At 58.6% G+C, this 23756-nt stretch carries 24 protein-coding genes; 13 read left to right on the top strand and 11 right to left on the bottom strand.

Annotated features, from left to right (window positions below; translation table 11 throughout):
* The first annotated feature begins 153 nt into the window (after positions 1 to 153).
* Positions 154 to 771, top strand: a complete 618-nt coding sequence (locus FE840_RS06225; protein ID WP_138285994.1) for an HAD-IA family hydrolase — start codon at positions 154 to 156, stop codon at positions 769 to 771.
* A 56-nt stretch (positions 772 to 827) separates the two neighbouring features.
* On the opposite strand, the gene FE840_RS06220 is transcribed toward FE840_RS06225, so the two are convergent.
* On the bottom strand, positions 828 to 2411 hold the full coding sequence (locus FE840_RS06220; RefSeq protein ID WP_138285700.1) for a peptide chain release factor 3: 1584 nt from the start codon (positions 2409 to 2411) through the stop codon (positions 828 to 830).
* 87 nt (positions 2412 to 2498) lie between these two features.
* Here FE840_RS06220 and dut point away from each other — a divergent pair, with 87 nt between their 5' ends.
* From dut to FE840_RS06200, 4 genes are all read left to right on the top strand, one after another.
* Positions 2499 to 2975: a dUTP diphosphatase gene (dut, locus tag FE840_RS06215; protein WP_138285701.1), complete on the top strand. Its 477-nt coding sequence runs from the start codon at positions 2499 to 2501 to the stop codon at positions 2973 to 2975.
* 112 nt (positions 2976 to 3087) lie between these two features.
* Positions 3088 to 3705 carry a LysE family translocator gene (locus FE840_RS06210; protein ID WP_138285702.1) on the top strand — a complete coding sequence of 206 codons (618 nt, stop codon included), beginning with the start codon at positions 3088 to 3090 and terminating at the stop codon, positions 3703 to 3705.
* A gap of 144 nt (positions 3706 to 3849) precedes the next feature.
* Positions 3850 to 4818 carry a cysteine synthase A gene (gene cysK, locus FE840_RS06205; RefSeq protein WP_138285703.1) on the top strand — a complete coding sequence of 323 codons (969 nt, stop codon included), beginning with the start codon at positions 3850 to 3852 and terminating at the stop codon, positions 4816 to 4818.
* A 150-nt stretch (positions 4819 to 4968) separates the two neighbouring features.
* Positions 4969 to 6036: a sensor histidine kinase gene (locus FE840_RS06200; protein ID WP_138285704.1), complete on the top strand. Its 1068-nt coding sequence runs from the start codon at positions 4969 to 4971 to the stop codon at positions 6034 to 6036.
* A gap of 46 nt (positions 6037 to 6082) precedes the next feature.
* Here FE840_RS06200 and FE840_RS06195 read toward each other — a convergent pair whose 3' ends face one another.
* From FE840_RS06195 to rsmI, 9 genes are all read right to left on the bottom strand, one after another.
* A complete protein-coding gene (locus tag FE840_RS06195; protein ID WP_138285705.1) occupies positions 6083 to 7612 on the bottom strand; it encodes a YifB family Mg chelatase-like AAA ATPase in 1530 nt (509 codons plus the stop codon).
* A gap of 177 nt (positions 7613 to 7789) precedes the next feature.
* Complete coding sequence (gene gshB / locus FE840_RS06190; RefSeq protein WP_138285706.1) at positions 7790 to 8737, bottom strand: glutathione synthase; 948 nt, start codon at positions 8735 to 8737, stop codon at positions 7790 to 7792.
* An 89-nt stretch (positions 8738 to 8826) separates the two neighbouring features.
* Complete coding sequence (locus tag FE840_RS06185; protein ID WP_138285707.1) at positions 8827 to 9321, bottom strand: cupin domain-containing protein; 495 nt, start codon at positions 9319 to 9321, stop codon at positions 8827 to 8829.
* Positions 9322 to 9416: 95 nt separating this feature from the next.
* A complete protein-coding gene (locus tag FE840_RS06180) occupies positions 9417 to 10526 on the bottom strand; it encodes a sn-glycerol-3-phosphate import ATP-binding protein UgpC (RefSeq protein WP_138285708.1) in 1110 nt (369 codons plus the stop codon).
* 14 nt (positions 10527 to 10540) lie between these two features.
* Positions 10541 to 11383 carry an ABC transporter permease subunit gene (locus FE840_RS06175; RefSeq protein WP_138285709.1) on the bottom strand — a complete coding sequence of 281 codons (843 nt, stop codon included), beginning with the start codon at positions 11381 to 11383 and terminating at the stop codon, positions 10541 to 10543.
* Between the two features lie 10 nt (positions 11384 to 11393).
* Complete coding sequence (locus FE840_RS06170) at positions 11394 to 12275, bottom strand: ABC transporter permease subunit (protein ID WP_138285710.1); 882 nt, start codon at positions 12273 to 12275, stop codon at positions 11394 to 11396.
* A gap of 69 nt (positions 12276 to 12344) precedes the next feature.
* Positions 12345 to 13643, bottom strand: a complete 1299-nt coding sequence (locus FE840_RS06165; RefSeq protein ID WP_138285711.1) for an extracellular solute-binding protein — start codon at positions 13641 to 13643, stop codon at positions 12345 to 12347.
* 121 nt (positions 13644 to 13764) lie between these two features.
* A complete protein-coding gene (locus tag FE840_RS06160; RefSeq protein ID WP_138285712.1) occupies positions 13765 to 14133 on the bottom strand; it encodes a YraN family protein in 369 nt (122 codons plus the stop codon).
* On the bottom strand, positions 14130 to 15047 hold the full coding sequence (rsmI, locus tag FE840_RS06155) for a 16S rRNA (cytidine(1402)-2'-O)-methyltransferase (RefSeq protein WP_138285713.1): 918 nt from the start codon (positions 15045 to 15047) through the stop codon (positions 14130 to 14132). Before rsmI ends, FE840_RS06160 begins: the two co-directional genes overlap by 4 nt.
* Positions 15048 to 15279: 232 nt before the next feature.
* Between rsmI and dnaN the strand changes: the two genes are divergently transcribed.
* From dnaN to FE840_RS06130, 5 genes are all read left to right on the top strand, one after another.
* Positions 15280 to 16398 (top strand): DNA polymerase III subunit beta, encoded by a 1119-nt coding sequence (dnaN, locus tag FE840_RS06150; protein WP_138285714.1) that lies wholly within the window; start codon positions 15280 to 15282, stop codon positions 16396 to 16398.
* A gap of 120 nt (positions 16399 to 16518) precedes the next feature.
* The gene (gene pmtA, locus FE840_RS06145) at positions 16519 to 17112 is read left to right on the top strand and encodes a phospholipid N-methyltransferase PmtA (protein ID WP_138285715.1); all 594 of its coding nucleotides are present in this window, start codon (positions 16519 to 16521) and stop codon (positions 17110 to 17112) included.
* Positions 17113 to 17293: 181 nt separating this feature from the next.
* Complete coding sequence (gene pyrF, locus FE840_RS06140; protein ID WP_138285716.1) at positions 17294 to 17995, top strand: orotidine-5'-phosphate decarboxylase; 702 nt, start codon at positions 17294 to 17296, stop codon at positions 17993 to 17995.
* Between the two features lie 28 nt (positions 17996 to 18023).
* Positions 18024 to 18311 (top strand): DUF1330 domain-containing protein, encoded by a 288-nt coding sequence (locus tag FE840_RS06135; RefSeq protein ID WP_138285717.1) that lies wholly within the window; start codon positions 18024 to 18026, stop codon positions 18309 to 18311.
* Between the two features lie 118 nt (positions 18312 to 18429).
* Positions 18430 to 19410 carry a complex I NDUFA9 subunit family protein gene (locus tag FE840_RS06130; protein WP_138285718.1) on the top strand — a complete coding sequence of 327 codons (981 nt, stop codon included), beginning with the start codon at positions 18430 to 18432 and terminating at the stop codon, positions 19408 to 19410.
* A gap of 416 nt (positions 19411 to 19826) precedes the next feature.
* On the opposite strand, the gene FE840_RS06125 is transcribed toward FE840_RS06130, so the two are convergent.
* Positions 19827 to 20633, bottom strand: a complete 807-nt coding sequence (locus FE840_RS06125) for an undecaprenyl-diphosphate phosphatase (protein ID WP_138285719.1) — start codon at positions 20631 to 20633, stop codon at positions 19827 to 19829.
* Positions 20634 to 20869: 236 nt separating this feature from the next.
* On the opposite strand from FE840_RS06125, the gene FE840_RS06120 reads away from it, so the two are divergent.
* Genes FE840_RS06120 through FE840_RS06110 form a run of 3 tightly spaced genes read left to right on the top strand, consistent with a single transcriptional unit; the run spans position 20870 to position 23616 of the window.
* The gene (locus tag FE840_RS06120; protein WP_138285720.1) at positions 20870 to 21562 is read left to right on the top strand and encodes a glutathione S-transferase family protein; all 693 of its coding nucleotides are present in this window, start codon (positions 20870 to 20872) and stop codon (positions 21560 to 21562) included.
* A gap of 12 nt (positions 21563 to 21574) precedes the next feature.
* A complete protein-coding gene (gene queG, locus FE840_RS06115; RefSeq protein WP_138285721.1) occupies positions 21575 to 22744 on the top strand; it encodes a tRNA epoxyqueuosine(34) reductase QueG in 1170 nt (389 codons plus the stop codon).
* On the top strand, positions 22732 to 23616 hold the full coding sequence (locus FE840_RS06110; RefSeq protein ID WP_138285722.1) for an SDR family oxidoreductase: 885 nt from the start codon (positions 22732 to 22734) through the stop codon (positions 23614 to 23616). Before queG ends, FE840_RS06110 begins: the two co-directional genes overlap by 13 nt.
* Positions 23617 to 23756 lie beyond the last annotated feature (140 nt).

Here is a 23756-nt window from a genome sequence, read left to right as displayed (position 1 = left end):
CGGTCAACCGATCCAATGGATTGTTATCATCGAGATGCCACATTCACCGAAGTCTTTACGGGAGCAGCATTGCAATACCGTGAGAGGAACCACGCCTTGCACCATTTTCCCGACCGGCTTTTCGACCGCTCCTATGACGGTTTTCTCTTCGACATGGACGGCACGCTGCTCAATTCCATCGCCGCTGCCGAACGCGTCTGGAGCCGCTGGGCGTTGAAGCATGGTCTGAACCTCGAAGCCTTCCTGCCCACCATGCATGGCAAGCGCGGGATCGACACGATCAGCGCACTCAACCTGCCGGGCATTGACGTGGTGAAGGAAGCGCTGGACATAGAGCGCGGCGAGATCGAGGATCTCGAGGGCATCGTGCCGATCCCGGGGGCCATCGCCTTTCTGAACAGTCTGCCAGTGGAGCGCTGGGCGATCGTGACATCTGCACCTTCAGCGCTTGCCCGCGCCCGCATCGGGGCAGCCGGCCTGCCGCAGCCGCTCAAGATCGTGACGGCGGAAGATGTGAAGATCGGCAAGCCGGACCCGGCCGGTTATCGGCTCGGCGCCGAGCGGCTGGGTGTCGATCCGTCCCGCTGTTTGGTGTTCGAGGATGTACTCGCCGGAGTTAGGGCGGGAGAAGCAGCTGGCGCGGATGTCGCAGTCATCACCGCGACCCATGCGCATCCGCTTGAGACTGATCATCCGACGATTTCAAGCTATGAGCGCCTGCGGGTTGAGTTCACGTCCGCACAGGGGCTTCGGATCAGACCGGCAGAATAACCACGTGGGTCAGGTGCAGCGGCGGCGACGGAAATTCCGTCACCGCCCGCAAGGCCTCACGCCGCCTTGGCGACGTGATATTCCTTGATGGCGACCATCTTGATCGCGGGGTAACGCTCGGACTCGTAGCGCAGCGAGAAGGCGTCCTGCGCCATGAAGACGGGATCGCCGTCGAGATCGCGGCAGATATCGCCCCGGCGCTGGGTCATGAACTTTTCCAGATCGTCCTTGTTCTCGGCCGAAATCCAGCGGCAGACGGAGAAGCGCGACATTTCGAAGGAGACCGGCAGGCCGTATTCGCCCTGGAGGCGCTCCTTCAACACGTCGAGCTGCAGCGCACCGACGACGCCGACGATGGCCGGCGAGCCGTCTTCCGGCGAGAAGAGCTGCACGACGCCCTCTTCCGCCATCTGCTGCAGTGCTTCCTTCAGCTTCTTCGCCTTCATCGCATCTTCCAGCCGCACGCGGCGCAGGATTTCCGGCGAGAAGTTCGGCACGCCCTGGAAGACGAGGTTTTCGCCTTCGGTCAGCGTGTCGCCAATCCTGAGCGTCCCATGGTTCGGGATGCCAACGACATCACCGGCATAGGCCGTATCGGCCAGCTGGCGCTGGGAGGCGAAGAAGAATTGCGGTGCCGTGAGGCCCATCTGCTTGCCGGTGCGGGCAAGGCGGGCCTTCATGCCGCGCTCCAGCTTGCCGGAGCAGATGCGGGCAAAGGCGATGCGGTCGCGATGGTTCGGGTCCATGTTGGCCTGGATCTTGAAGACGAAGGCCGTCATCTTTTCTTCCGCCGCATGCACGGTGCGGGTATCGGCCACCTGGTCGCGCGGCGGCGGCGCATAGGCGCCCAGCGCATTGATCAGATCGCGGACACCGAAATTGCGCAGCGCCGAGCCGAAGAAGACCGGCGTCATATGGCCTTCGAGGAAGCTCTGGTGATCGAAGGGACGGCAGGCCTCGCGGGCGAGCTCCAGCTCATCGATGAAGGCCTGGCGTTCGTTTTCGGGCAGGTTTTCGGCGACGCTCTGCGGGCCGTTGACCTTGATCGGCTCAACCTGGGCATCGCCGCCACGATAGGTGTTGTTGGCGAAATGATAGGAGCCGCAGAAGGTTTTGGAGCGACCAACCGGCCAGGTGATCGGGGCCGTATCCAGCGCCAGCTTTTCTTCGACCTCGTCGAGGATCTCGAAGGGATCGCGGCTTTCGCGGTCCATCTTGTTGACGAAGGTGATGATCGGAATGTCGCGCATGCGGCAGACTTCGAACAGCTTCAGCGTGCGCGGCTCGATACCCTTGGCGGCGTCGATGACCATGACGGCCGCGTCGACGGCGGTCAGCGTGCGGTAGGTGTCGTCGGCGAAGTCTTCGTGCCCGGGCGTGTCGAGGATGTTGAAGACATTGCCTTCATATTCGAAGGTCATGACCGAGGTGACAACCGAAATGCCGCGCTCGCGCTCGATCTTCATCCAGTCCGACCGGGTCTGGATGCGATCCTTCTTCGCCTTGACTTCACCGGCAAGCTGGATGGCGCCACCGAACAGCAGCAGCTTTTCGGTCAGCGTCGTCTTACCCGCATCCGGGTGCGCGATAATAGCAAAGGTGCGGCGGCGGGAGACCGCCTCGGCGAGCGTTTCAGCCATATCTCTGGAATTCCTTCTGGTCGGGCGGTTATCTAGCGTTTCGACGGCCAATATGCAATTGAGCGCGACAAACAAAGGAATCCCGCCATGGCTGCCATCCGCTCCGACATCTTCGGTCCCGTGCTCAACCTCAAGCGTCTGCCGCATGGCAAAGGGCTTGAGCTTCCCGCCTACGAGACGGCAGGGGCTGCGGGAATGGACTTGAGAGCTGCGGTGAGCGATGAGGAACCGATGACGCTTGCACCGGATGCGCGGGCGCTGGTGCCAACCGGCTTCATCATGGAAATCCCCGAAGGCTTCGAAGCGCAGATCCGGCCGCGCTCGGGTCTCGCCTTCAAGAACGGCGTGACCTGCCTCAACACACCCGGCACCATCGACAGCGATTATCGCGGCGAGGTGAAGGTGCTCTTGATCAATCTCGGCCAGGAAGATTTCGTCATCACCCGCGGCATGCGCATCGCCCAGATGGTGATCGCACCGGTGACGCAGGTGCGGGTCACGGAAGTGACCGAGACGAGCAACACGGGGCGCGGTGCGGGCGGGTTTGGTTCGACGGGGGTGTGAGCCGTCCATCAAGGTGCAAACACCCAACTGATGGTGAGCGGGCAATGGCGACCGTGGCACCGTTGCAAGTCTTTGATGCCGGGATTAACAATCGCACTGCCGGAGGACACCCATGACCCTGACGACAATCATTGCCTATTGCGGCGCTCTCTTCATCGCGGCAGCCATCCCCGGACCGGGCATGACAGCGATCGTGGCGCGCGCGCTGGGTTCCGGTTTCCGGCCGACCTTCTTCATGGGGCTTGGGCTCATTCTCGGTGACCTCGTCTATCTGACTGCCGTCATCCTCGGGCTCTCGGTTCTGGCCAAGACATTCGTCACGCCGTTCCTCATCCTGAAATTCCTCGGCGCCGCCTATCTTGTCTATGTCGCCTGGAAGCTCTGGACCGCAGGGCTCGTTCCCCAGGACATCAAGGCGGAGAAGGCAATGCGCCCCTCCATGTCCTTCCTGTCCGGACTGCTGGTGACGCTCGGCAACCCGAAGACCATGCTGTTTTACGTCGCGCTGGTGCCGACGCTGATCCCGCTCGAGGCAATCGGGCTTGCCGACTATATCCTGCTCGTCGGCCTGACCTTCATCGTGCTGATGGCGGTTCTGCTTCCCTATATCCTGCTTGCCGCCCAGGCGCGCGGATTGCTGAAGCGTCCCGAAGCCCTGAAGCTGCTAAACCGCAGTGCGGCCGGCATTCTGGCCGGTACTGCCGCCTATATCGCGGTTCGCGCCAGTTGAGCGGCGCCGAGACGCTACCCAGTATGGATTCACGCAAGCAGGGCAGATTTTTCCAAGTATGGCCTGTCGGGCGACATGAGCATGCTGGCATGCACGCAGCCTGCGGCGTAAGCTCGGATCAACCAAATCACCAGGGAGAAACACATGACTGAGCAGAAGAAACCCGGTCGCGGACGCATCTATGGTTCGATCACGGAGACGATCGGCGACACGCCGATCGTGCGGCTCGACAAGCTGGCCAAGGAAAAGGGCGTCAAGGCGCACCTGCTCGCCAAGCTCGAATTCTTCAATCCGATCGCCTCGGTCAAGGACCGCATCGGCGTCGCCATGATCGAGAGCCTGGAAGCCCAGGGCAAGATCACCCCCGGCAAGACCACGCTGATCGAGCCGACCTCCGGCAATACCGGCATCGCGCTCGCCTTCGCGGCTGCCGCCAAGGGTTACAAGCTGATCCTCACCATGCCCGAGACCATGTCGATCGAGCGCCGCAAGATGCTGGCGCTGCTTGGCGCCGAACTGGTGCTGACCGAAGGGGCCAAGGGCATGAAGGGCGCCATCGCCAAGGCACAGGAGCTGGCCGAGACGACGCCGGATGCGATCATTCCGCAGCAGTTCGAAAACCCGGCCAATCCGGAGATCCACCGCAAGACGACGGCCGAGGAAATCTGGAACGACACGGATGGCCAGATCGACATCCTCGTTTCCGGCATCGGCACCGGCGGTACGATCACCGGCACCGGGCAGGTGCTGAAGAGCCGCAAGCCGGAGGTCAGGATCGTCGCCGTCGAACCGACTGACAGCCCGGTCCTCTCGGGCGGCAATCCCGGACCGCACAAGATCCAGGGCATTGGCGCCGGCTTTGCGCCCGCCATCCTCGACAGGGAAGTCTATGACGAGGTCGTCACGGTAACCAATGACGAAGCCTTCGAACATGCGCGGCTCGTTGCCAGGCTCGAGGGTGTGCCGGTCGGCATTTCCTCGGGTGCAGCCCTGACCGCCGCGATCAAGCTTGGCCAGCGCGAGGAAAACGCCGGCAAGACGATCGTCGTGATCATCCCCTCCTTTGCCGAGCGTTATCTTTCGACCGCGCTGTTTGCCGGCCTCGGCGAGTGACCCGAAAAGGAGTGCGGTTCGATCCGTGCCGCACTCCAATCGCGCTCGCGCCGGTATCACAGTTTTTTTGACATATGATCATGTATGATTGCGCGGGTGTTGGGTCTCGGTTAAGAATAAGTTCCTTTCACCAGTCCTGTCTTGAGGCCCATGCGCGCGCGATTCCGTTCTCTTCCAGCCTTTGCGGCTGCGCAGACCCGCCTCTCTGTGGGTAGCGTGTTTGCGACATATGGTGTCGCACTGGTGATTTTTCTGATCGCGCTGGTTCTGCGGTTCTGGATTGACCCCTATCTTCCCCCGGGCTTTCCATACCTGACATTCTTTCCGGCTGTCGTGATCTGCGGCTTCGTACTTGGGGTTGGACCAGGCACACTTGTTGCGGTTCTGTCTGGACTTGCGTCCTGGTATTATTTCATTCCGCCCCACAACCAGTTCGATTTCTCCCCTGGCACGATGGTCGCCATGGGGCTCTATGTGTTTGTCATTTTCACGGACCTCGGTCTCATCTACTTGATGATGCGGGCCTATCGGGCAGAGCTTGCGGCGCGCCAAGAAACCCAGCGGCTGGCCGATCGGCAAGAGGTGATGGCGCAAGAACTTGATCACCGCCTCAAGAACGTATTTGCGACGATCAATGCAATCATCAGCCTGTCCTTGAAAAACGCCTCGACGGCTGACGAACTAGCCGCGCGGCTACGCGACCGGCTGACGGCGCTCGGGCGCTCAAATCTACTGCTGCGCGGTTTGCGCGATGGTGAGGATGCGTCATTGCAGAGCGTAGTTTTTCAGGCTCTCGAGCCGTTTGCCATTGTCGGTACGACAAGGTTTTCTGCTGTCGGTCCGAAAGTCCCAATCGATGGGCAGACAGTCATCATCTTGAGCCTGATCCTTCATGAACTTGGGACCAATGCCGCCAAATACGGCGCTCTGAGCACGAGTGAAGGACACATCGCGCTTCGTTGGGCGGTTGAAGATGCAGACCCGACCCATGATCGTCCCACACTTCTGTCGATCGAATGGCGGGAGAGTGGCGGCCCCATCCCCAAACACGTCGTGGACGGGGATAGCCCGCAAGTCGGCTTTGGCTCGACGCTGATGAAGCGCGTCATTGCCGGGATCCGTGGTTTTACCGATATCAGCTATCCCGAGACGGGCGCGCTTGTGCGCCTGTCGCTGCCGCTTGACGCCTTGTCACAATCAAGAGACCCGGCGCACTGATCCGTAAAGCACTGCAGTTTCGCCACCAATCCGTTCGCCCCGTCGGTCAAGCATTTGCGACCTGCCGTTCCGAGGGGATGCGATAGGAGATTGCCTCGGCCAGATGGATTCGTCCGACCTGGGCGGTGCCATCCAAATCTGCCAGAGTTCGAGCAACCTTCAGAACGCGATGGTAGCCTCGTGCCGAGAAATGGAACTTGTCAGCTGCATCGCGCAGCAATTGAAGGCCGCTCGGATCCGGGTCAGCGATCTTCTCGATCAATGCGGTGGAACAACGTGCATTTGTCGTGGCCGGGATGCCGGCGAGCACCATGCGCTCCCGCTGCCTTTCGCGCGCGGCGGCAACCCGTTTGGCAACAACAGCACTGGTCTCGGCTGCGTGAGGTCGGATGAGGTCGCTTGCGGACACCGCCGGCACGTCAATCCGGATATCAATGCGGTCCATCATCGGACCCGAGATACGGGCCTGATAGTCCGTCTGGCAGCGCGGACCCTTGGCGCAGGTGTGACCCGGCTCCCCCGCCATGCCACAGCGGCAGGGGTTCATTGCCGCAACGAGTTGAAAGCTTGCCGGATAGGTGACCCGATGATTGGCGCGTGCAATGATGCATTCGGCCGTTTCCAGTGGCTGGCGAAGCGCGTCCAGCACCGGTGGCGCAAATTCCGGAAGCTCGTCGAGGAAGAGCAGCCCATGATGGGCAAGTGATGCCTCACCGGGCTTCGCCCGCAAGCCACCGCCGACCAGGGCGGCCATGGTTGCAGAATGATGGGGCGTGCGAAACGGTCGACGATCCGACAGCTTGCCACCCGAGAGCTGACCAGCAATCGAATGGATCATCGAGACTTCGAGCAGTTCCGCCGGCGACAAGGGCGGCAGGATGGATGGCAGGCGTGCAGCCAGCATCGACTTGCCTGATCCCGGTGGACCAACCATCAGGAGATTGTGACTACCTGCAGCGGCCACCTCAAGGGCTCGCTTAGCGCTTTCCTGTCCTTTGATGTCCGCCATGTCCGGAAGGTCGGAGGATAGATGGCGAACCGCCGGTGTCGGACGCGAGAGAACCTGCGTACCTCGAAAATGATTGGCGAGTGCGATCAGGCTGCGCGGAGCAAGAATGTCGATATCACTTCCCGCCCAGGCGGCTTCTGCCCCACTGTCAGCCGGGCAGATCAGACCCTTGCCTAGCGCGTTTGCTGCTATGGCCGCCGGCAGAGCGCCGGTTACATGGGCAATGGTGCCGTCCAGATTGAGCTCACCAATAACAACATAAGACGCCAGGGCATCAGCGGGGATTGCGCCAAGGACAGCCATCAGACCCAAAGCGATCGGCAGATCAAAATGTGAGCCTTCTTTCGGCAAATCAGCCGGTGCAAGATTGACCGTTACCTTTTTGGGCGGCAAAGCCAGACCAGATGCGTGCAATGCCGCCTGGACCCTTTCCCGGCTTTCGGCAACCGCCTTGTCCGGCAGGCCGACGATATGCATGTTGATCTTGCCCGGGGCCACCATGACCTGAACGTCGACCGAGACGCCCTCAATTCCCTGGAATGCCACCGTACTGACGCGTGCCACCATCACTCATCCCCGCCATGCCATCTGCCGGAACACACGCAACCTCATGTTGCGCAACCAAGTACGCGCACTTAAGCACGAAGGGAATGCGCTGGCAAGAACATTTAATGAACAAACGCACGCATTGATGGTCTGGTGGTTGCAAGCGGTTGTATCGCCAGAACAAAAAGCGATCGGCGATCAGCTTCTCTTGCGCTCGATCGCGTCCCACAGAAGTGCAGCAATATCAGCGCCGCCGAATTTCTTCACCTCTCGGATGCCGGTTGGTGAAGTAACGTTGATTTCGGTCATGTAGTCGCCAATCACATCGATCCCTACCAGGAGGAAGCCACGCTCCTTCAGGGCCGGTCCGATCCGGGTGCAGATTTCCTTCTCGCGGGCCGTCAGTTCCGTCGCCTCGGCCCGCCCGCCGACATGCATGTTGGAGCGGCTGTCATGCTCTGCAGGCACGCGGTTGATCGCGCCAACGGGTTCGCCATCGACCAGGATGATGCGCTTGTCACCCTTGCGCACGGCCGGGAGGTAACCCTGGGCGATGAAGGGTTCGCGGAACATCTGGCCAAACATCTCCATCAGTGAAGAGAAGTTGCGATCATCGCGAGTCGAATGAAAGACGCCGGCGCCACCATTGCCATAGAGTGGCTTCAAGATGATGTCGCCCTGTTCCTGGCGGAAACGCGCGATTTCTGCCGGATCGCGGGTGATCAGGGTTGGCGGCATAAGATCAGCAAATTCGGTGACGAAGATCTTCTCTGGCGAATTTCTCACCCAGGCTGGGTCATTGACCACCAGTGTCCCGGGATGAATGCGCTCCAGAATGTGCGTTGAGGTAATGTATGCCATGTCGAAGGGTGGATCCTGACGAAGCAGGATGACATCCATGGTCGACAGATCGACGCGCTCTGGCTCCCCAAGGCTGAAGTGGTCGCCTTTCACGTCGCGCAATTCCATGGGCTCTACAGTCGCAAAGACTTTCCCATCGCGCATGGAAAGCCTGTCTGGCGTGTAGTGGAAGAGCTTGTAGCCCCGGGCCTGAGCCTCCAGGCTCATGGCGAAGGTGGAATCGCCCGCGATGTTGATCGTGGATACGTGGTCCATCTGGACCGCGACATGTCTGATATTCGCCATGGATCTCACCCTCTCAGAAGCAGGGCAGATGTAAGCTGCGGCGGCGTCCATGGCAACGCCGCCGCCTGTCAATTTTGCTGAAGGCAAGCTCAGCCAAGAACAGACTGAGACTTTGACCGCATGGCGTTTCGCATCCGGTAAAGTGTTGCCAGCGGCTCTGGGAATGGCTTTCTCAGGAAAGCCACCTTGCGCACATACTCATCCACCCGCCAGGTCGACCAGGTGCCGGCGCGGAAATAGGCGATATCGCCCGCTTTCAAAGTTCGGCCGGTGCCATCCTGCGCGGTCACGTGGACCTCGCCTTCCTGAATGACAACGCTTTCATCCCAATAGAAATACCAGCGAAACTCGCCCGCCGTACAGTCCCACACGGCGGTCAGAGAGGCCTCGTCACTACTGGTGGAATGATCTGCAATACGCGCGACCGGCGTACCCCGAATGATCCAATTCGGATTGATCGGTGCCGCTCGCAGCGCAAGGTGTCCGGTACTGGCCGCAACCATCGGCGCTTCAACGGTCCTGTTGCGCCCCGGCGCAGCCATCAGAACACTGGCCATGCTGGCCAGCATGAGTTTCAAAGCCATGATAATCCCCAGTTGTTTAGAACGCAGATTATCAAGGTGAACCTAAAACGAGGTTGGATCGATCGCTAAAGTTTTAACGATGGAACACAAACCTGTCAGGCGAAGGCCAGATCCGCTTTTTCGGTAGTGCTCGCCGCACCAGCTACCGGCGGCTCTATCCGTTTTCCCCTGTCGTGATCGAAGAGGTGCAGGTGCGCGGCACCGACCGTCAGGTGCAGATGCGAACCGAGTTCAATGCTGGATGCAACAACGGCTGTCAGGTCCTGTCCGTCGATCTTGCCGTGGACAAGACGCTGAGCACCCAGTTCTTCGATCGAGTCGATTTCAAAGGAAAGTGTTGCATGCTGAAGATCGCAAACCTTCAGTTCTTCGGCTCGGATCCCAACGGTCACCGGACCGTCGGGCGCATTGTGCTCCAGCAGCGCGAGTTCGAATTCACCCACGCGAAGCTTTCGGCCTTCCACCTTCCCTTTGAGAAGGTTCATGGCGGGAGATCCGATAAAGCTTGCCACGAATGTCGACGCTGGCTTGTGGTAAACTTCCAGCGGCGTGCCGATCTGCTCAATGACGCCGCCATTCAGGACAACGAGCCTGTCGGCAAGCGTCATCGCTTCCAGCTGATCATGCGTCACGTAGATTGCGGTTGTCTTCAGACGACGCTGAAGCTTACGGATTTCGCCACGCATGGAAACACGCAGTTTCGCATCTAGGTTTGACAGGGGTTCATCGAACAGGAAGGCCGCTGGCTTGCGCACGATGGCACGACCCATGGCGACGCGCTGACGCTGACCACCGGACAGGGCGCGCGGCTTGCGATCAAGATATTTCTCGATCTCCAGCATCTTGGCGGCTTCGGCAACCCGTACTTCAATTTCGCCCTTCGGCGTTCCCCGGTTTTTCAGGCCGTAGGCGAGATTGTCATAGACGGTCATATGCGGATAGAGCGCGTAGTTCTGAAACACCATCGCAATGTCCCGATCGGCAGGCTCGATGTCGTTGACCACACGGTCACCGATGGAGATGGTACCCGCCGAAATACCTTCGAGTCCGGCCACCATGCGCAGAAGCGTTGACTTACCGCAGCCGGATGGCCCTACCAGAACAATGAATTCGCCGTCATTGATCTTGATATCGATGTTGTCGACGGCCTTGGCGCCGCCCTTGTCATAGATCTTTGAGACCTGATTGATGTCGATGGAAGCCATTGGGCAATCCTCTCTTACTTATCGGATTCGGTGAGGCCCTTGATGAACCAGCTCTGGAAGACAACCACCACAATGATGGGTGGCAGCATGCCGAGCACGGCCATGGCGAAAGCCTCGTTGTAGTCAGGGATTTGCGAGCCGATCCACACCTGGAGGATCTGCTTGATACCGCGCATGAGCGTGTAGAAGCTCTCTTCCGTCGTCATCAGCATCGGCCAGAGATACTGGTTCCAGCCATAGACAAACATGATGATGAAGACAGCCGCGATCATGGTTCGTGACAGCGGGACGAGAATGTCGATGAAGAACTTGAAGGGCCCGGCACCATCGATGCGAGCAGCCTCGAGAAGTTCGTCAGGAACCGACTTGAAGAATTGACGGAAGAAGAAGGTGCCGGTCGCGGATGCCAAGAGCGGCAGGATCAGTCCCTGATAGCTGTTGAGCAGATTGAGATCGCTCATCACCTTGTAGGTCGGCAGAATGCGGACTTCGAGCGGCAAAAGCAGCGTGGTGAAGATTAGCCAGAAGGACAGCGTTGCAAAGCGGAAACGGAAATAGACGATGGCATAGGCCGCCATCATCGACAGGACGATCTTGCCGACCGCAAAGCCAATCCCGAGGATCAGCGAGTTCATGGCCATGGTGAGACCCGTCACCTGGCCGGTGAAGCCGCCACTTTCGAACAGAACCTTTTCATAGGTTGGGATGAAGTCATCACCCATGGAGATCATCAGACCCTGGGTATGGATCTCGGCTGCCGAATGGGTCGATGTCATGAATGCGACCACCAGGGGTCCGAGCATGAATATCACGCCGGCGATCAGGATCAGGTGGTCGGTGAGTTTGATACGATACATTTCTCTCTCCTCAACCGTAGTGAACGCGGCGTTCGATGAAGCGGAACTGGATCATGGTGAGTACCAGAACCACAACCATGAGAATGACCGATTGAGCAGAGGAGGACCCGAGGTCGTTGCCGCGGAAACCATCGAGATAGACCTTGTAGACCAGCGTGATCGGATTGTTCGCAGCGCTGTCTTTCACAATCACGTCGATGACGCCAAAGGTGTCGAAGAGCGAATAGGTCATGTTGATGACGAGCAGGAAGAAGGCTGTTGGCGCCAGAAGCGGCATGATGACCGTCCAGAAGCGGCGCGTGCCCGACTTGCAATCAATAGCCGCTGCCTCTCGAACCGAGGCTGGGATGCTCTGCAGTCCGGAGAGGAAGAAGATGAAATTGTAGGGGATCTGGTTCCAGACGGCGATCAGGATCATCGCGAAGGCAGTATCGAAGTAATTGATGCCGATACGCATGTCCCAGCCGAAATAGGAAACGAATTCCACGAAGGGACCGATATGCTGGTCAAAGAACATCAGGCCAATCAGGCCGGCAACCGGCGGAGCGATCGCGTAAACGACGATCAGCAGGGTCTTGTAGGTCGACTGACCACGGATGACGGCATCGGCTTTCAGCGCCAGCAACAGTCCCAGCGAAATGACGATCAACGTGACGAGAACACTGAAGACGATCGTGAAACGGGCAATCCGCATGTATTGCGAGGACGAGACCACGTCGGTGTAATTGCTCGTGCCGACGAAGGTGGAGCCGAAGCCGAAGGGATCCTCGATATAGAAGGACGAATGAATGGCCTGAATGGACGGCCAATAGAAGAAGATCGCGATGATCGCGAGTTGCGGCAACAGGAATAGATAAGGCAGGAATCGCGAATTGAACTGGACGCGCTTCATCTGGAACCTCTCAAAGGAAAGCCCGGGGACCAGAGATCCCCGGGGCCATGATGACGAAGTCTGGCTTGATCAGCCGGCGGTCTTGGCGAAGCGCGACAGGATCTCGTTGGCTTCGGCTTCGATCGTCTTGAAGGCGTCTTCCACCGTGGTTTCGCCGGAGAAGATCTTGACGAATTCGCGGTTCATGACGTCGCGGATCTGCGGGTAGAAGCCCATGCGGTAGCCCTTGGACCACTCGCCGCCCGGCAGCATCAGCTGCTGCAGACCAACCTCAGCCTGGGGCGTACGCTCGTAGTGACCGTCCTTCTTGGCCAGTTCGTAGGCAGCTGTCGTCAGCGGAACGTAACCGGTTTCCTTGTGGTAGTAGTACTGGATTTCCGGCGAGGCGATGAAGTTGAAGAAGTCGCCGGTGCACTTGTTTTCTTCAGCCGACTTGCCAGCCATTGCGAAGAGAGCGGCACCACCGATGAAGGAGTTTGTGCCAGAGCCTTCAATGCCTTCCCAGTTCGGAAGGAAGGTCGCGCCGAACGGCATAGAGGCGGTCGTCAGGAGGCCGCCGAACGAGCCCGAGGAGCCAACCCAAAGAGCAACCTTGCCTTCTTCGAATGGCTTCTGGTTATCGCTCCAGCCGGTACCGTAGAAGGCGAACATGCCGGCATCCTGCCACTCCTTGAGCTTGGAGAACATCATCCGCTGCTCTTCGGTGTTGATCAGGATCTTGGTGTCAACGACGCTGTCGTAACCATTGTTGTTGGTTGCGAACTGCAGATCGTTGCGCGAATGGAAGTTTTCGACCATCTGCCAGGGCAGGTGCGACTGAACGAGCGGGATATAACCAGCTTCCTTCAGCTTCGGAGCGATGGCTTCGAACTCTTCCCAGGTCTTCGGGGCTTCGACACCAGCCTTTTCAAGGGCTTCGGTGTTGTAATACATGATCGGCGCCGACGATGAGAGCGGCATGCCGACGAACTTGCCGTCTGCGTCAGCGTAGAAGTAGCGAACGCCCTGGATATAGTCTTCGGCGTTGAAGGTGTGGCCGGCTTCGCGAATGATGTCTTCAGCGGCAACCGTTGCACCCTTGGCGTTGATGATGGTCGCTGCACCGGCATCGAATACCTGAAGGATGTTCGGGTGCTGGCCCGACCGGAATGCGGCGATACCTGAAGAAAGTGCCTCTTCGTAGGTACCCTTCGAAACAGGGGTCAGAACGCAGGCGCTCTGCGCTTCGTTGAACTTGATGGCGAGTTCGTTGAGCACTTCGCCATTGCGACCGCCCATGCCGTGCCACCAGGTGATGTTGGTCGCTGCGAGCGTCGTCGATGCCGACATTGTCAGGGCCAGAGCGGCCATGGAAAGCTTCTGAAACATTGTACAAATCCTCTCCGCCAGAATTGGGGTGAGGACTGCTTTAGGCGGGATCTGTGACGCGAAATTAAAGCTTTTGTGTCAGTTCGATTACAGAAATGATGGTTCCGAAACAGAAACGAAACTAAAACGCATCTTCTAGATGGATAGGGGGTCGCCACGGTCGAACCGCGATGATGTCGCAACGTATTGTAAGACGGTCAAAATCGGGCTGACGGGCCAGCCAGTAGTCGCCCGCGCTGCGAATACGCTGCTGGCTGGCATGACTGACGGAATCGACCGCCGAACGCAGGTCCGAACGGGCCTTCACTTCTACGAGAGCAACCATGGTGCCGCGACGCGCGATGATATCGACTTCGCCGCCGCGCGTGCGAAACCGCATGGCCTTGATGCGGTAACCCTTGGTCATCAGATAAAGGGCAGCGATCCATTCCGACCATCGTCCGCGCCGTTCAGCGCTTCGTCGTCGGTCGGAGGTGCCACCTTTGTTCATGTACCGGCTTTCAGTTCGAGCAGGCGCTGATAGAGTTCCTTGCGTGGCAGCGATGTCAGGATCGCCGCTTCTGCTGCGGCTTTGGATGTCGGCATGGTCGCCGCCAGCTCCATAAGAAGCGCATCGACATTGTCCGCCGAGGGAACTGCATCCGGCGCCGGAGGAGCGATGACGAGAACCACCTCGCCCTTCACCACGCGATCGGCATAGTCGCCCGCAAGCTCACCAAGCGAGCCACGGCGAAACTCTTCGAACGCCTTGGTCAATTCGCGGCACACGCAGGCCAGGCGAACTCCACCCAGTTCGTCGGCTGCAGCTTTCAGCGTCTCGCCAATGCGGTGGGGTGATTCAAAAAAGATCAGGGTTGCCGGCACCTTCGCAAGTTCGGCGAGCCTGTCGCGTCTTGCCTTGTCCTTGGTCGGCAGGAAACCCGCAAACAGGAATGCATCATTGGGAAGGCCCGACCCGACGAGTGCTGCAAGTGGTGCCGACGCACCCGGGATGGGAATGACACGATGACCGGCAGCAATCGCCAGTTGGCCCAGCCTGTATCCAGGGTCGGACACCAAGGGCGTACCGGCATCGGAAACCAGCGCAACCGATTGCCCGGCATCCAGTGCCGCAAGAAGTCTTGCACCGGCCTCATCGGCATTGTGTTCATGATAGGCAAAGGGTCGATTTTCGATCCCGTAACGATCCAGGAGGACCCGCGTGACCCGGGTGTCCTCGCAGGCCAGTACATCAGCACCCGCAAGGGTTTCCAGCGCCCTCAAGGTGATGTCGCCGAGATTGCCGATCGGCGTTGCGACCAGATAAAGCGCTGGATCGAGAGGTCGGGCAGCGACCACCGTATCATGAAGACGGTAGCGCTTGCCTCGCAGCCCCACCGTCGAATTTGTCTCTTCTGTTGTCATGGGGCCTTTATCCTCTCTCCACCGGGCTTCGACAAGGGCAGGCGCTGCACCCGCGCGCAGAAAGAGCTTTGGGGAACCGATTTCAAGGCCAACGTGGAAAACTGGCGAGCCTCTTGCTTTTCCGCTGCTTTTGCTGGCATTTTGCCCGTCCACATCTTCCGGCCCGGGGACAGGCCGGAGCCAATTTGCCCTGGCCAGCCGGGCATCGACACGTCGAAAGCGGTAGCGTCCAATGCGTATAACTCTTGAACGGTCCAATCTTCTCAAGTCTCTGAACCATGTGCATCGCGTGGTCGAGCGGCGCAACACGATCCCGATCCTGTCCAACGTTTTGTTGAAGGCGGAAGGTGCTGCGCTCGACATGAAGGCGACGGACCTCGACCTCGAGATCACCGAAAGCACGGCAGCCATGGTTGAGCAGGCCGGGGCAACGACTGTACCGGCGCATCTGCTTTATGAAATCGTACGGAAACTTCCGGATGGTTCCGAAGTTCGCCTTGCGACCAACCCCGATGGCGGCAGCATGACGGTTCAGTCGGGGCGGTCAAAGTTCTCGCTTCAGTGCCTGCCGCAGTCGGATTTCCCGGATTTGACCGCCGGCAGCTTTACACACAGCTTCAAGGTCAAGGCATCAGACTTCAAGATGCTTATCGACCGCACCCAATTTGCAATCTCGACCGAGGAAACACGCTATTACCTGAATGGTATTTTCCTGCACACGATCGAAGCCGATAATGCGCTCAAACTCCGTGCTGTTGCGACAGATGGTCACCGACTGGCGCGCGCTGATGTGGAGGCACCGTCAGGCTCTGAAGGCATGCCGGGCATCATCATCCCGCGCAAGACCGTTGGCGAGTTGCAGAAGCTGATGGATAGCCCGGACCTGATGATCAGCATGGAAGTCTCAGACTCGAAGATACGTCTGACGATTGGCTCTATCGTCTTGACGTCCAAGCTGATCGACGGGACCTTCCCCGATTATCAGCGCGTCATTCCTGCAGCCAATGACAAGGAAATGCGCGTCGACTGCCAGACCTTTGCACAGGCTGTCGACCGCGTCTCGACGATCTCGTCCGAGCGCGGTCGGGCCGTCAAGCTTAGCCTTTCGGACGGGCAACTTCTCCTGACGGTGAATAATCCGGATTCTGGTAGTGCAACCGAAGAGGTTGCCGTCGGTTATGAAAACGACGCGATGGAGATCGGCTTCAATGCCAAATACCTGCTCGACATCACGAGCCAGCTTTCCGGCGACGATGCGATCTTCATGCTTTCGGACGCCGGTTCGCCAACGCTTATTCGCGATACTGCGGCAGTCGACGCGCTTTATGTGCTGATGCCCATGCGTGTCTAGCGAAAAGGCCTGTCGAAGTTTTTCGTCTCCTTGCGTCATTTTGCCTTGTATTTGCGACAATCTGCCCCGAAATTGTGTCGCAGTATTTGGATGACGCACACTCGGAGAGGGAAACTGATTATGTCTTTGCGCTTGAAAGAACGGTTCGAGAAAAAATTCGACGAAGAAATCCGCTTTTTCAAGGGCATGATGCAGGGTCCTAAGACCGTCGGGGCTATCGTGCCGACCTCGTCTGTGACGGCACGAAAGATGGCGAGCGTCATCAATCCTCAATCCGGCCTGCCGGTCCTCGAACTAGGCCCCGGTACAGGCGTCATTACCAAGGCGATCCTGGCACGGGGCATTCCGGCGGAAAAGCTGGTATCGATCGAGTATTCCGAGGAATTTGTTCATCACCTGAAGCAGGGATTCCCGGGTGTTCATTTCATTCACGGGGATGCCTTCGATCTGCCCAACACCCTCGGTGCGCTCGCGGGCGAGACGTTCGATTGTGTCATCTCTGCCGTACCCATGCTGAGTTTTCCGATGGAAGCCCGCATTCGGCTCCTTGAAGATATGCTGGACCGGATCCCGGCGGGTCGGCCAGTCGTGCAGATCACCTATGGACCTGTTTCACCGATCATTGCCAAGCCCGACCGCTATCACATTCAGCATTTCGACTTTGTGGTCCGCAACATACCACCGGCGCAGCTCTGGCTGTATCGCCGCCCCTGACCGTTACCCATTCCATTTTCCGACTTGCGACAGGCTTAATGGCGTGCGACTTCACACGTCATAGTCAGTGTTCAGAGAAAGATTCGTCTTTGTCAAAGCGCTGACACCCTTTTGTTACGCATGTCCGAACATCACGGCGCTCTCTGTCAGCTTCGGGAATGCACTGATCGAGGAGCCTATCATGATCGCGCGCAGCCGTCTGATCGTCGGACTGGATGTTCCGACCGTTACCGAGGCAGAACGGATCGTCGGTCTGCTCGATGACAGCGTGTCTTTCTACAAGATCGGCTACCAATTGGCCTTTGCCGGCGGGCTCGAATTTGCCCGCGACCTTGCAAAGGATGGAAAGCAGATCTTTCTGGACATGAAGCTGCTCGATATCGACAACACGGTGGCGTCCGCCGTCGAAAACATCGTGTCCATGGGCATGTCAATGCTGACGCTCCATGCCTATCCCAAGGCGATGAAGGCAGCGGTCGAGGCGGCGACAGGTTCCGGTCTCTGCCTCCTGGGAGTGACCGTTCTGACATCCATGGACGAGCAGGACCTCATAGACGCCGGATATCAGCATGACCCGCGCAGCCTTGTGCTCCGGCGGGCAGCCCAGGCCCGCGACGCCGGCATGGGTGGCATTGTCTGCTCCGCGGAAGAGGCTGCAGCCGTTCGTGGCATCGTGGGGCCGGAAATGGCCATCGTCACGCCGGGCATTCGGCCTGCCGGTGCCGACAAAGGGGACCAGAAGCGGGTCATGACGCCAGCCGATGCATTGAAGGCAGGATCAAGTCATCTTGTTGTCGCCCGCCCGATCGTCAAGGCACAAGACCCCAAGGGCGCGGCACTTGCCATCCTTCAGGAGATGGACGCGGTTCTGGCTTCACGCTGAAAATTCAAGACAAAAATGGAGGGAAACAATGGGTAAGGGCTACTGGATCGCACGCGTCGATATTCGTGATGCCGAGCGCTACAAGGACTATGTTGCAGCTGCCAAGCCTGCCTTCGAACGTTTCGAAGCCAAGTTCCTGGCTCGCGGCGGCACCTATACGGGTCTTGAAGGTATGGCCCGCGCCCGCAATGTGGTGATCGAGTTCCCCAGCTATCAGGCGGCAATTGACTGCTATAACTCACCCGAGTACCAGATCGCAGCGAAAATCCGCCAGGAAGTGGCGGATGCCGAACTCGTGGTCGTGGAGGGGGCCTGACGGTCGAAGGCCAGCCTGACGCGACCTTTTCGGCTCTTTCACTGTGCCGGCTATTGGGCTAAGAGAGGCCTCGATAGCGGGCGTATTCCACGTCCAGTTCCAGTTCAGGGAGCCAGCCATGACCTTGTCCAACCTTCCGCCGCTCGTCACCGTTTTCGGGGGTTCGGGTTTCGTGGGAAGGCATGTCGTGCGCGCGCTCGCCCGTCGCGGTTTCCGTATTCGTGTAGCCGTGCGCCGTCCTGATCTCGCGGGGTTCCTGCAGCCGCTCGGCAATGTCGGCCAGATCCAGTTCGTACAGGCCAATCTGCGCTATCGCGATTCCGTTGATCGCGCGGTCCAGGGCGCCGACCACGTGATCAACTGTGTGGGCATCCTGTTCGAAAGCGGTCGCAACAGCTTCGACTCGGTTCAGGAATTTGGCGCCCGTGCCGTTGCGGAAGCGGCACGCGCGGTTGGTGCAAAGCTGACCCATGTCTCGGCGATCGGTGCCAACGCCTCTTCGCAATCGATCTACGCATCGACGAAGGGACGCGCCGAGGCGGCGGTGATGTCGCTGGTTCCAGATGCGGTCATCCTCAGACCGTCGATCATCTTCGGACCGGAAGATGGCTTCTTCAACAAATTTGCAGCCATGGCTCGCATGTCTCCTTTCCTGCCCCTGATCGGTGGTGGACAGACCAGGTTCCAGCCGGTCTATGTCGAAGACGTAGCCGAGGTGATTGCGCGATCCGTCGAGGGCAAGATTGCCCGTGGCAAGATCTACGAGCTTGGCGGTCGGGATGTCCTGACCTTCAAGCAGTGTCTCGAATTGATGCTCAATGTCATCAACCGCAAACGGGTCCTGCTCAACGTCCCCTTTGGTGTCGCCTCTTTGATGGGCAGCGTTTCCACAATGGTGCCGTTGATCGATCCGCCGCTGACAAAGGATCAGGTCACGCTGCTGAAGACGGATAACATCGTCTCGCCACCGGCCAAGTCCGAAGGACGGACGCTCGAAGGGCTTGGTATCGAGCCGGCCGCACTCGGTGCCGTCCTGCCGACCTACCTCGTGCATTATCGCCCGCAGGGACAGTATACAGGCTCCGGAAAGGCCGCCTGAGGCCCTTCAGGTTGGCCGGCTGCTATATTGACGTTGCACAAATATCGCAATCGTCAAATAGTCAGCGTTAACCGCAAATAAAGCATCTTCGTCTATTGAAGACAGCAAAGCTAAGGCGTAAACAACCGCCCATCAAAGGCGGGTTTTTCCCTTCCTGGCGCGTTTGTTTTCTTTTCAAGAGGCTTTTCATGGGCAAGTCCATCGCACTGTTCTTTGCATGTGCGGCAATGGTTATTGTAGCTGGTTCGTTTTTGGCGCCTGAGACTGTTGCAGCTCGCAACCCTCATTGCGCTCCAGCCTATGGTGTTGATCCCTGCAGCACCGGTTCGATCAGCGTTTCTCGATGATATTCACAAGAAAGGCCGATCGAAAGACCGGCCTTTCTTCTTGCCATCAAAGAGTGGCATAGATGGCGCTCAAAATCCGAGCAGCAAGGCGAAAAGGCCCAGACTTCCCACGATAATTCGCCACCATGCAAATGGCGCGTAGCCGCGTTTCGACACGAAGTCGAGCAGCGATTTCACGACGACAAGAGCTGCGAAAAAGGCGGCGACGAAGCCGATGGCAATGATACCCACATCGTCGGCACTCAGCGCATTCCGGTTCTTGTAAAGATCGAGCGCGAAGGCGCCCGCCATGGTCGGCATGGCAAGAAAGAACGAAAATTCGGCTGCCGAACGCTTGTCTGTGCCCATCAGCAATGCGCCGACAATCGTCGCACCGGAACGGGAGGTTCCCGGCACCATGGCGAGGCACTGGAAGAGACCGATCTTGAACGCCAGCGACAGCGGGTAGTCCGTCACATCGTGGTAGCGGGGCTTGAGCGCCAACCGGTCGACCCAAAGCAGAATGAAGCCGCCAAGTATCAAAACGACACAGATCAGCATGGGTGTTTCGAACAGCACCGTCTTGATGAATCCATGCGCCAGCGCACCGATCACGGCTGCCGGTAGAAACGCGACCAGGATGGCCAAAACGAAGTGGCGACTTTTCGGGTCAGACGGCAGCGACAGCGCGAGATTCAGCAGCCGCGCGAAATAGACGCTGAGAATCGCCAGGATCGCTCCAAGCTGGATCAGGACTGCAAAGGAATTGCCCGGTGATTCGAAGCCCATGAAATGTCCGGCAAGAAGCAGGTGGGCGGTAGAGGAGACGGGGATGAATTCGGTCAGGCCTTCAATGAGGCCAAGCACCAGGGCACTGACGATGGATTGAGATTCCATTGAACCACTTTCGTAAGGGAGAAGTCCCGATTCGCTTGTTTTGACGGTCTCGACAACCTATAGCAGGGAGACATGGCAGAAGTGTCTTAACCGAATCCGGCTTAAACTGGAATCTCGAGATTATTCGATAATATCGTTGGTCGTGGCTTCACGTTGGCACCGGCTGCCTTGGCTCAAGGCCTGCAAAATCGCTCGTCCGGAAACGGAGAGCAAGCGTTTCAGAAAATTCGAGTTCCATGCCCACACTCTATCACCATTCCATGTCGACACCCTCCCGGTTCATCCGCCTTGTGCTGGTCGAATACGGCTTTCAGTTTGATCTGGTCGAGGAACAGACCTGGGAGAAACGGCGAGAATTCCTGGCGATGAACCCGGCGGGCACATTGCCGGTCTATGTCGATGACAATATGCGTTGCCTGACAGGAGCGACGATCATCTCCGAATTCCTGGACGAAACCCACGGTGTTTTGAAACGCGATCGCCGCCTTCTCGCCGAAGACCCGTTTCAACGGGCGGAAATCCGCCGTCTGACCGAATGGTTCCTTGAGAAAATGGAACAGGATGTGACAAAGCCGCTGGTGCGCGAGCGGGTCCATAAACTCCTGATCCCCAATGGTTTGGGCGGCGGTGCGCCGGATTCCAAGATCCTGCGCACGGCCCGCGGCAATATCCGACAGCACATGAAGTATCTCAGCTGGCTTGCCGGATCGCGCCCGTGGCTTGCCGGTGACCGCCTGAGCTATAGCGATCTTGCTGCTGCATCCTCTTTGTCTGTGCTGGATTATCTCGGTGAGATCGATTGGAACGAGTTTCCGGTCGCCAAGGACTGGTATCAGCGGCTTAAATCACGCCCGTCCTTCCGCCCGCTTCTGGCTGAGCGTATTCGTGGCCTGACACCGGTCTCGCACTATGCAGATCTTGATTTCTGACGGAGCGGGCGGATGGCAGGGCCGCAGACAGATCCGAAGAACGAGGCGCGGCGCGAGCGTCTGACGCGTTTCCTGAAAGCCGAAGCGGAAGCCATCGGATTCGATCTCTGTCGCGTCACGCGCCCCGATGCAATCCCCGAAGCTCCTGCCCGCTTGGGTACTTTCCTCGAAGCAGGCTATCACGGGACCATGCAATGGATGGAGGACACGCAGGAACGGCGTGGAGACCCGCGCATCCTCTGGCCTGAGGTGCGCTCGGTCGTCATGTTCGGCATGAATTATGGCCCTGACCACGACCCACGCAGTCTGCAAGCGTTGCCCGATAAGGCTGCCATTTCCGTTTACGCCCGCAATCGGGACTATCACGATGTCATAAAGGGCAAGCTGAAAGAGGTTGCCACCCGCTTTGCCGCGCGTGCAGGAGAAGATGTGAAGGTTTTCGTCGACACGGCACCCGTCATGGAAAAACCGCTCGCTGCTGCTGCGGGTCTCGGTTGGCAAGGCAAACACACCAATCTCGTCAGCCGCGAGCTTGGTTCCTGGCTGTTTCTGGGGAGCTTGTTCACCACGGCTGACCTCGTTTTCGACGACGCCGAGCGCGATCATTGCGGTTCCTGCCGGGCCTGCCTCGATGCCTGTCCGACGGCTGCTTTCCCGGCTGCCTATCAGATCGATGCACGCCGTTGCATTTCCTATCTCACGATCGAGCACAAAGGGATCATAGATCCGGAACTTCGCCCCCTTTTCGGCAATCGCGTCTATGGCTGCGACGACTGTCTCGCCGCCTGCCCCTGGAACAAGTTCGCCCGCGAGGTACGGGAGATGAAGCTTCAGGCGCGCGAGGATCTGCTGGCGCCGGATATTGCCTTTTTCCTCGCGCTGGACGACGGGAGTTTCCGGACCTATTTCAGCGGTTCACCGGTCAAGCGGATCGGGCGCAATCGCTTTGTCCGGAATGTACTGATCGCGGCGGGCAATTCTGGCCATCCCGATCTTGTGGAACCGGTCAAGGCTCTGATTGACGACGGATCACCGGAAGTTCGCGGCATGGCAGTCTGGGCCCTGTCGCGGCTTCTGACCAATAACGGCTTTGCCGCACTGCATCACGAGCGCGCTGCTGCGGAAACGGATGAATCTGTAAAAGACGAATGGAAATGGGGGATTGCAGCATGCGCGTCATGATCTTCGGGGCCGGCTTCAGCGGCAAGGCGGCGGGCGCTTTGCTCGCGTCTGCAGGCCATACAGTCTTCGGCACGACGCGTTCTGCGGAAAAAGCTCACATGCTGGGGGATAGCGGTATTCAGCCGTTGATCTTTGATGGCCAGACAGTTTCGCCAGAGGTCGAAAGCGAACTTTCGACAGTGACCCATCTCGTCCAATCGATTGCGCCGGGACAGGAGGGGGACCCGCTGATCCGGCTGTTTGGCAAGCAGGGTCTGCGGTCTGCCATGCCTGCCCTCCAGTGGGTCTGCTATTACTCGACGGTCGGAGTCTATGGTGATCACGACGGCGCATGGGTCAATGAGGAAAGCCCTCTTAGTCCAGTCTCGCAGCGCTCGCTGGAGCGTGTCGAGGCAGAGAACGGCTGGCTTGAACTCGGCTCTCGGGACGATCTTCCCGTGGCGATCCTCAGGCTTTCAGGGATCTACGGCCCTGGCCGCAACACCTTCCATAACATCGCCAAGGGTACAGCCCGGCGGCTGGTCAAGAAGGATCAGGTTTTCAATCGGATTCGGGTTGAGGATATTGCCCGGGCGACTGCCTTTCTCGCCGAGCGCAATACCGGCGGTATCTTCAACATCACCGACGACGAACCCTGTCCGCCGCAAGACGTCGTGACCGAAGCCTGCCGTCTGGCCGGTATCGAGCCGCCGCCGGAACAGCCTTTCGAGACGGCGGATCTCACGCCCATGGCGCGTTCCTTCTATGGCGAGAACAAGCGGGTCTCCAACGGCAAGATCAAGGCGCTCGGCTTCAGCTTCCTTCATGGCAACTATAAACAGTCTCTAGAAGAGCTTTATCACCTTGAAGGATGGAACAAATTCGCTTTCTGAGTATTGGTTGAGCAGAATGGCCGATGAACCTTCGCCCACCTTCGGGAGGGCGTCGGGAGCCAAGCTATACGGAAATGAGCCTGTATTTCGCTAGTTGGCAGAATTTTTCTGCGTGCTCTTCGTGAACTACACTTCACGGA

This window comes from Peteryoungia desertarenae, assembly GCF_005860795.2.
GTDB classification, from domain to species: domain Bacteria; phylum Pseudomonadota; class Alphaproteobacteria; order Rhizobiales; family Rhizobiaceae; genus Allorhizobium; species Allorhizobium desertarenae.
This window is presented reverse-complemented; position numbering and strand designations above follow the sequence as displayed.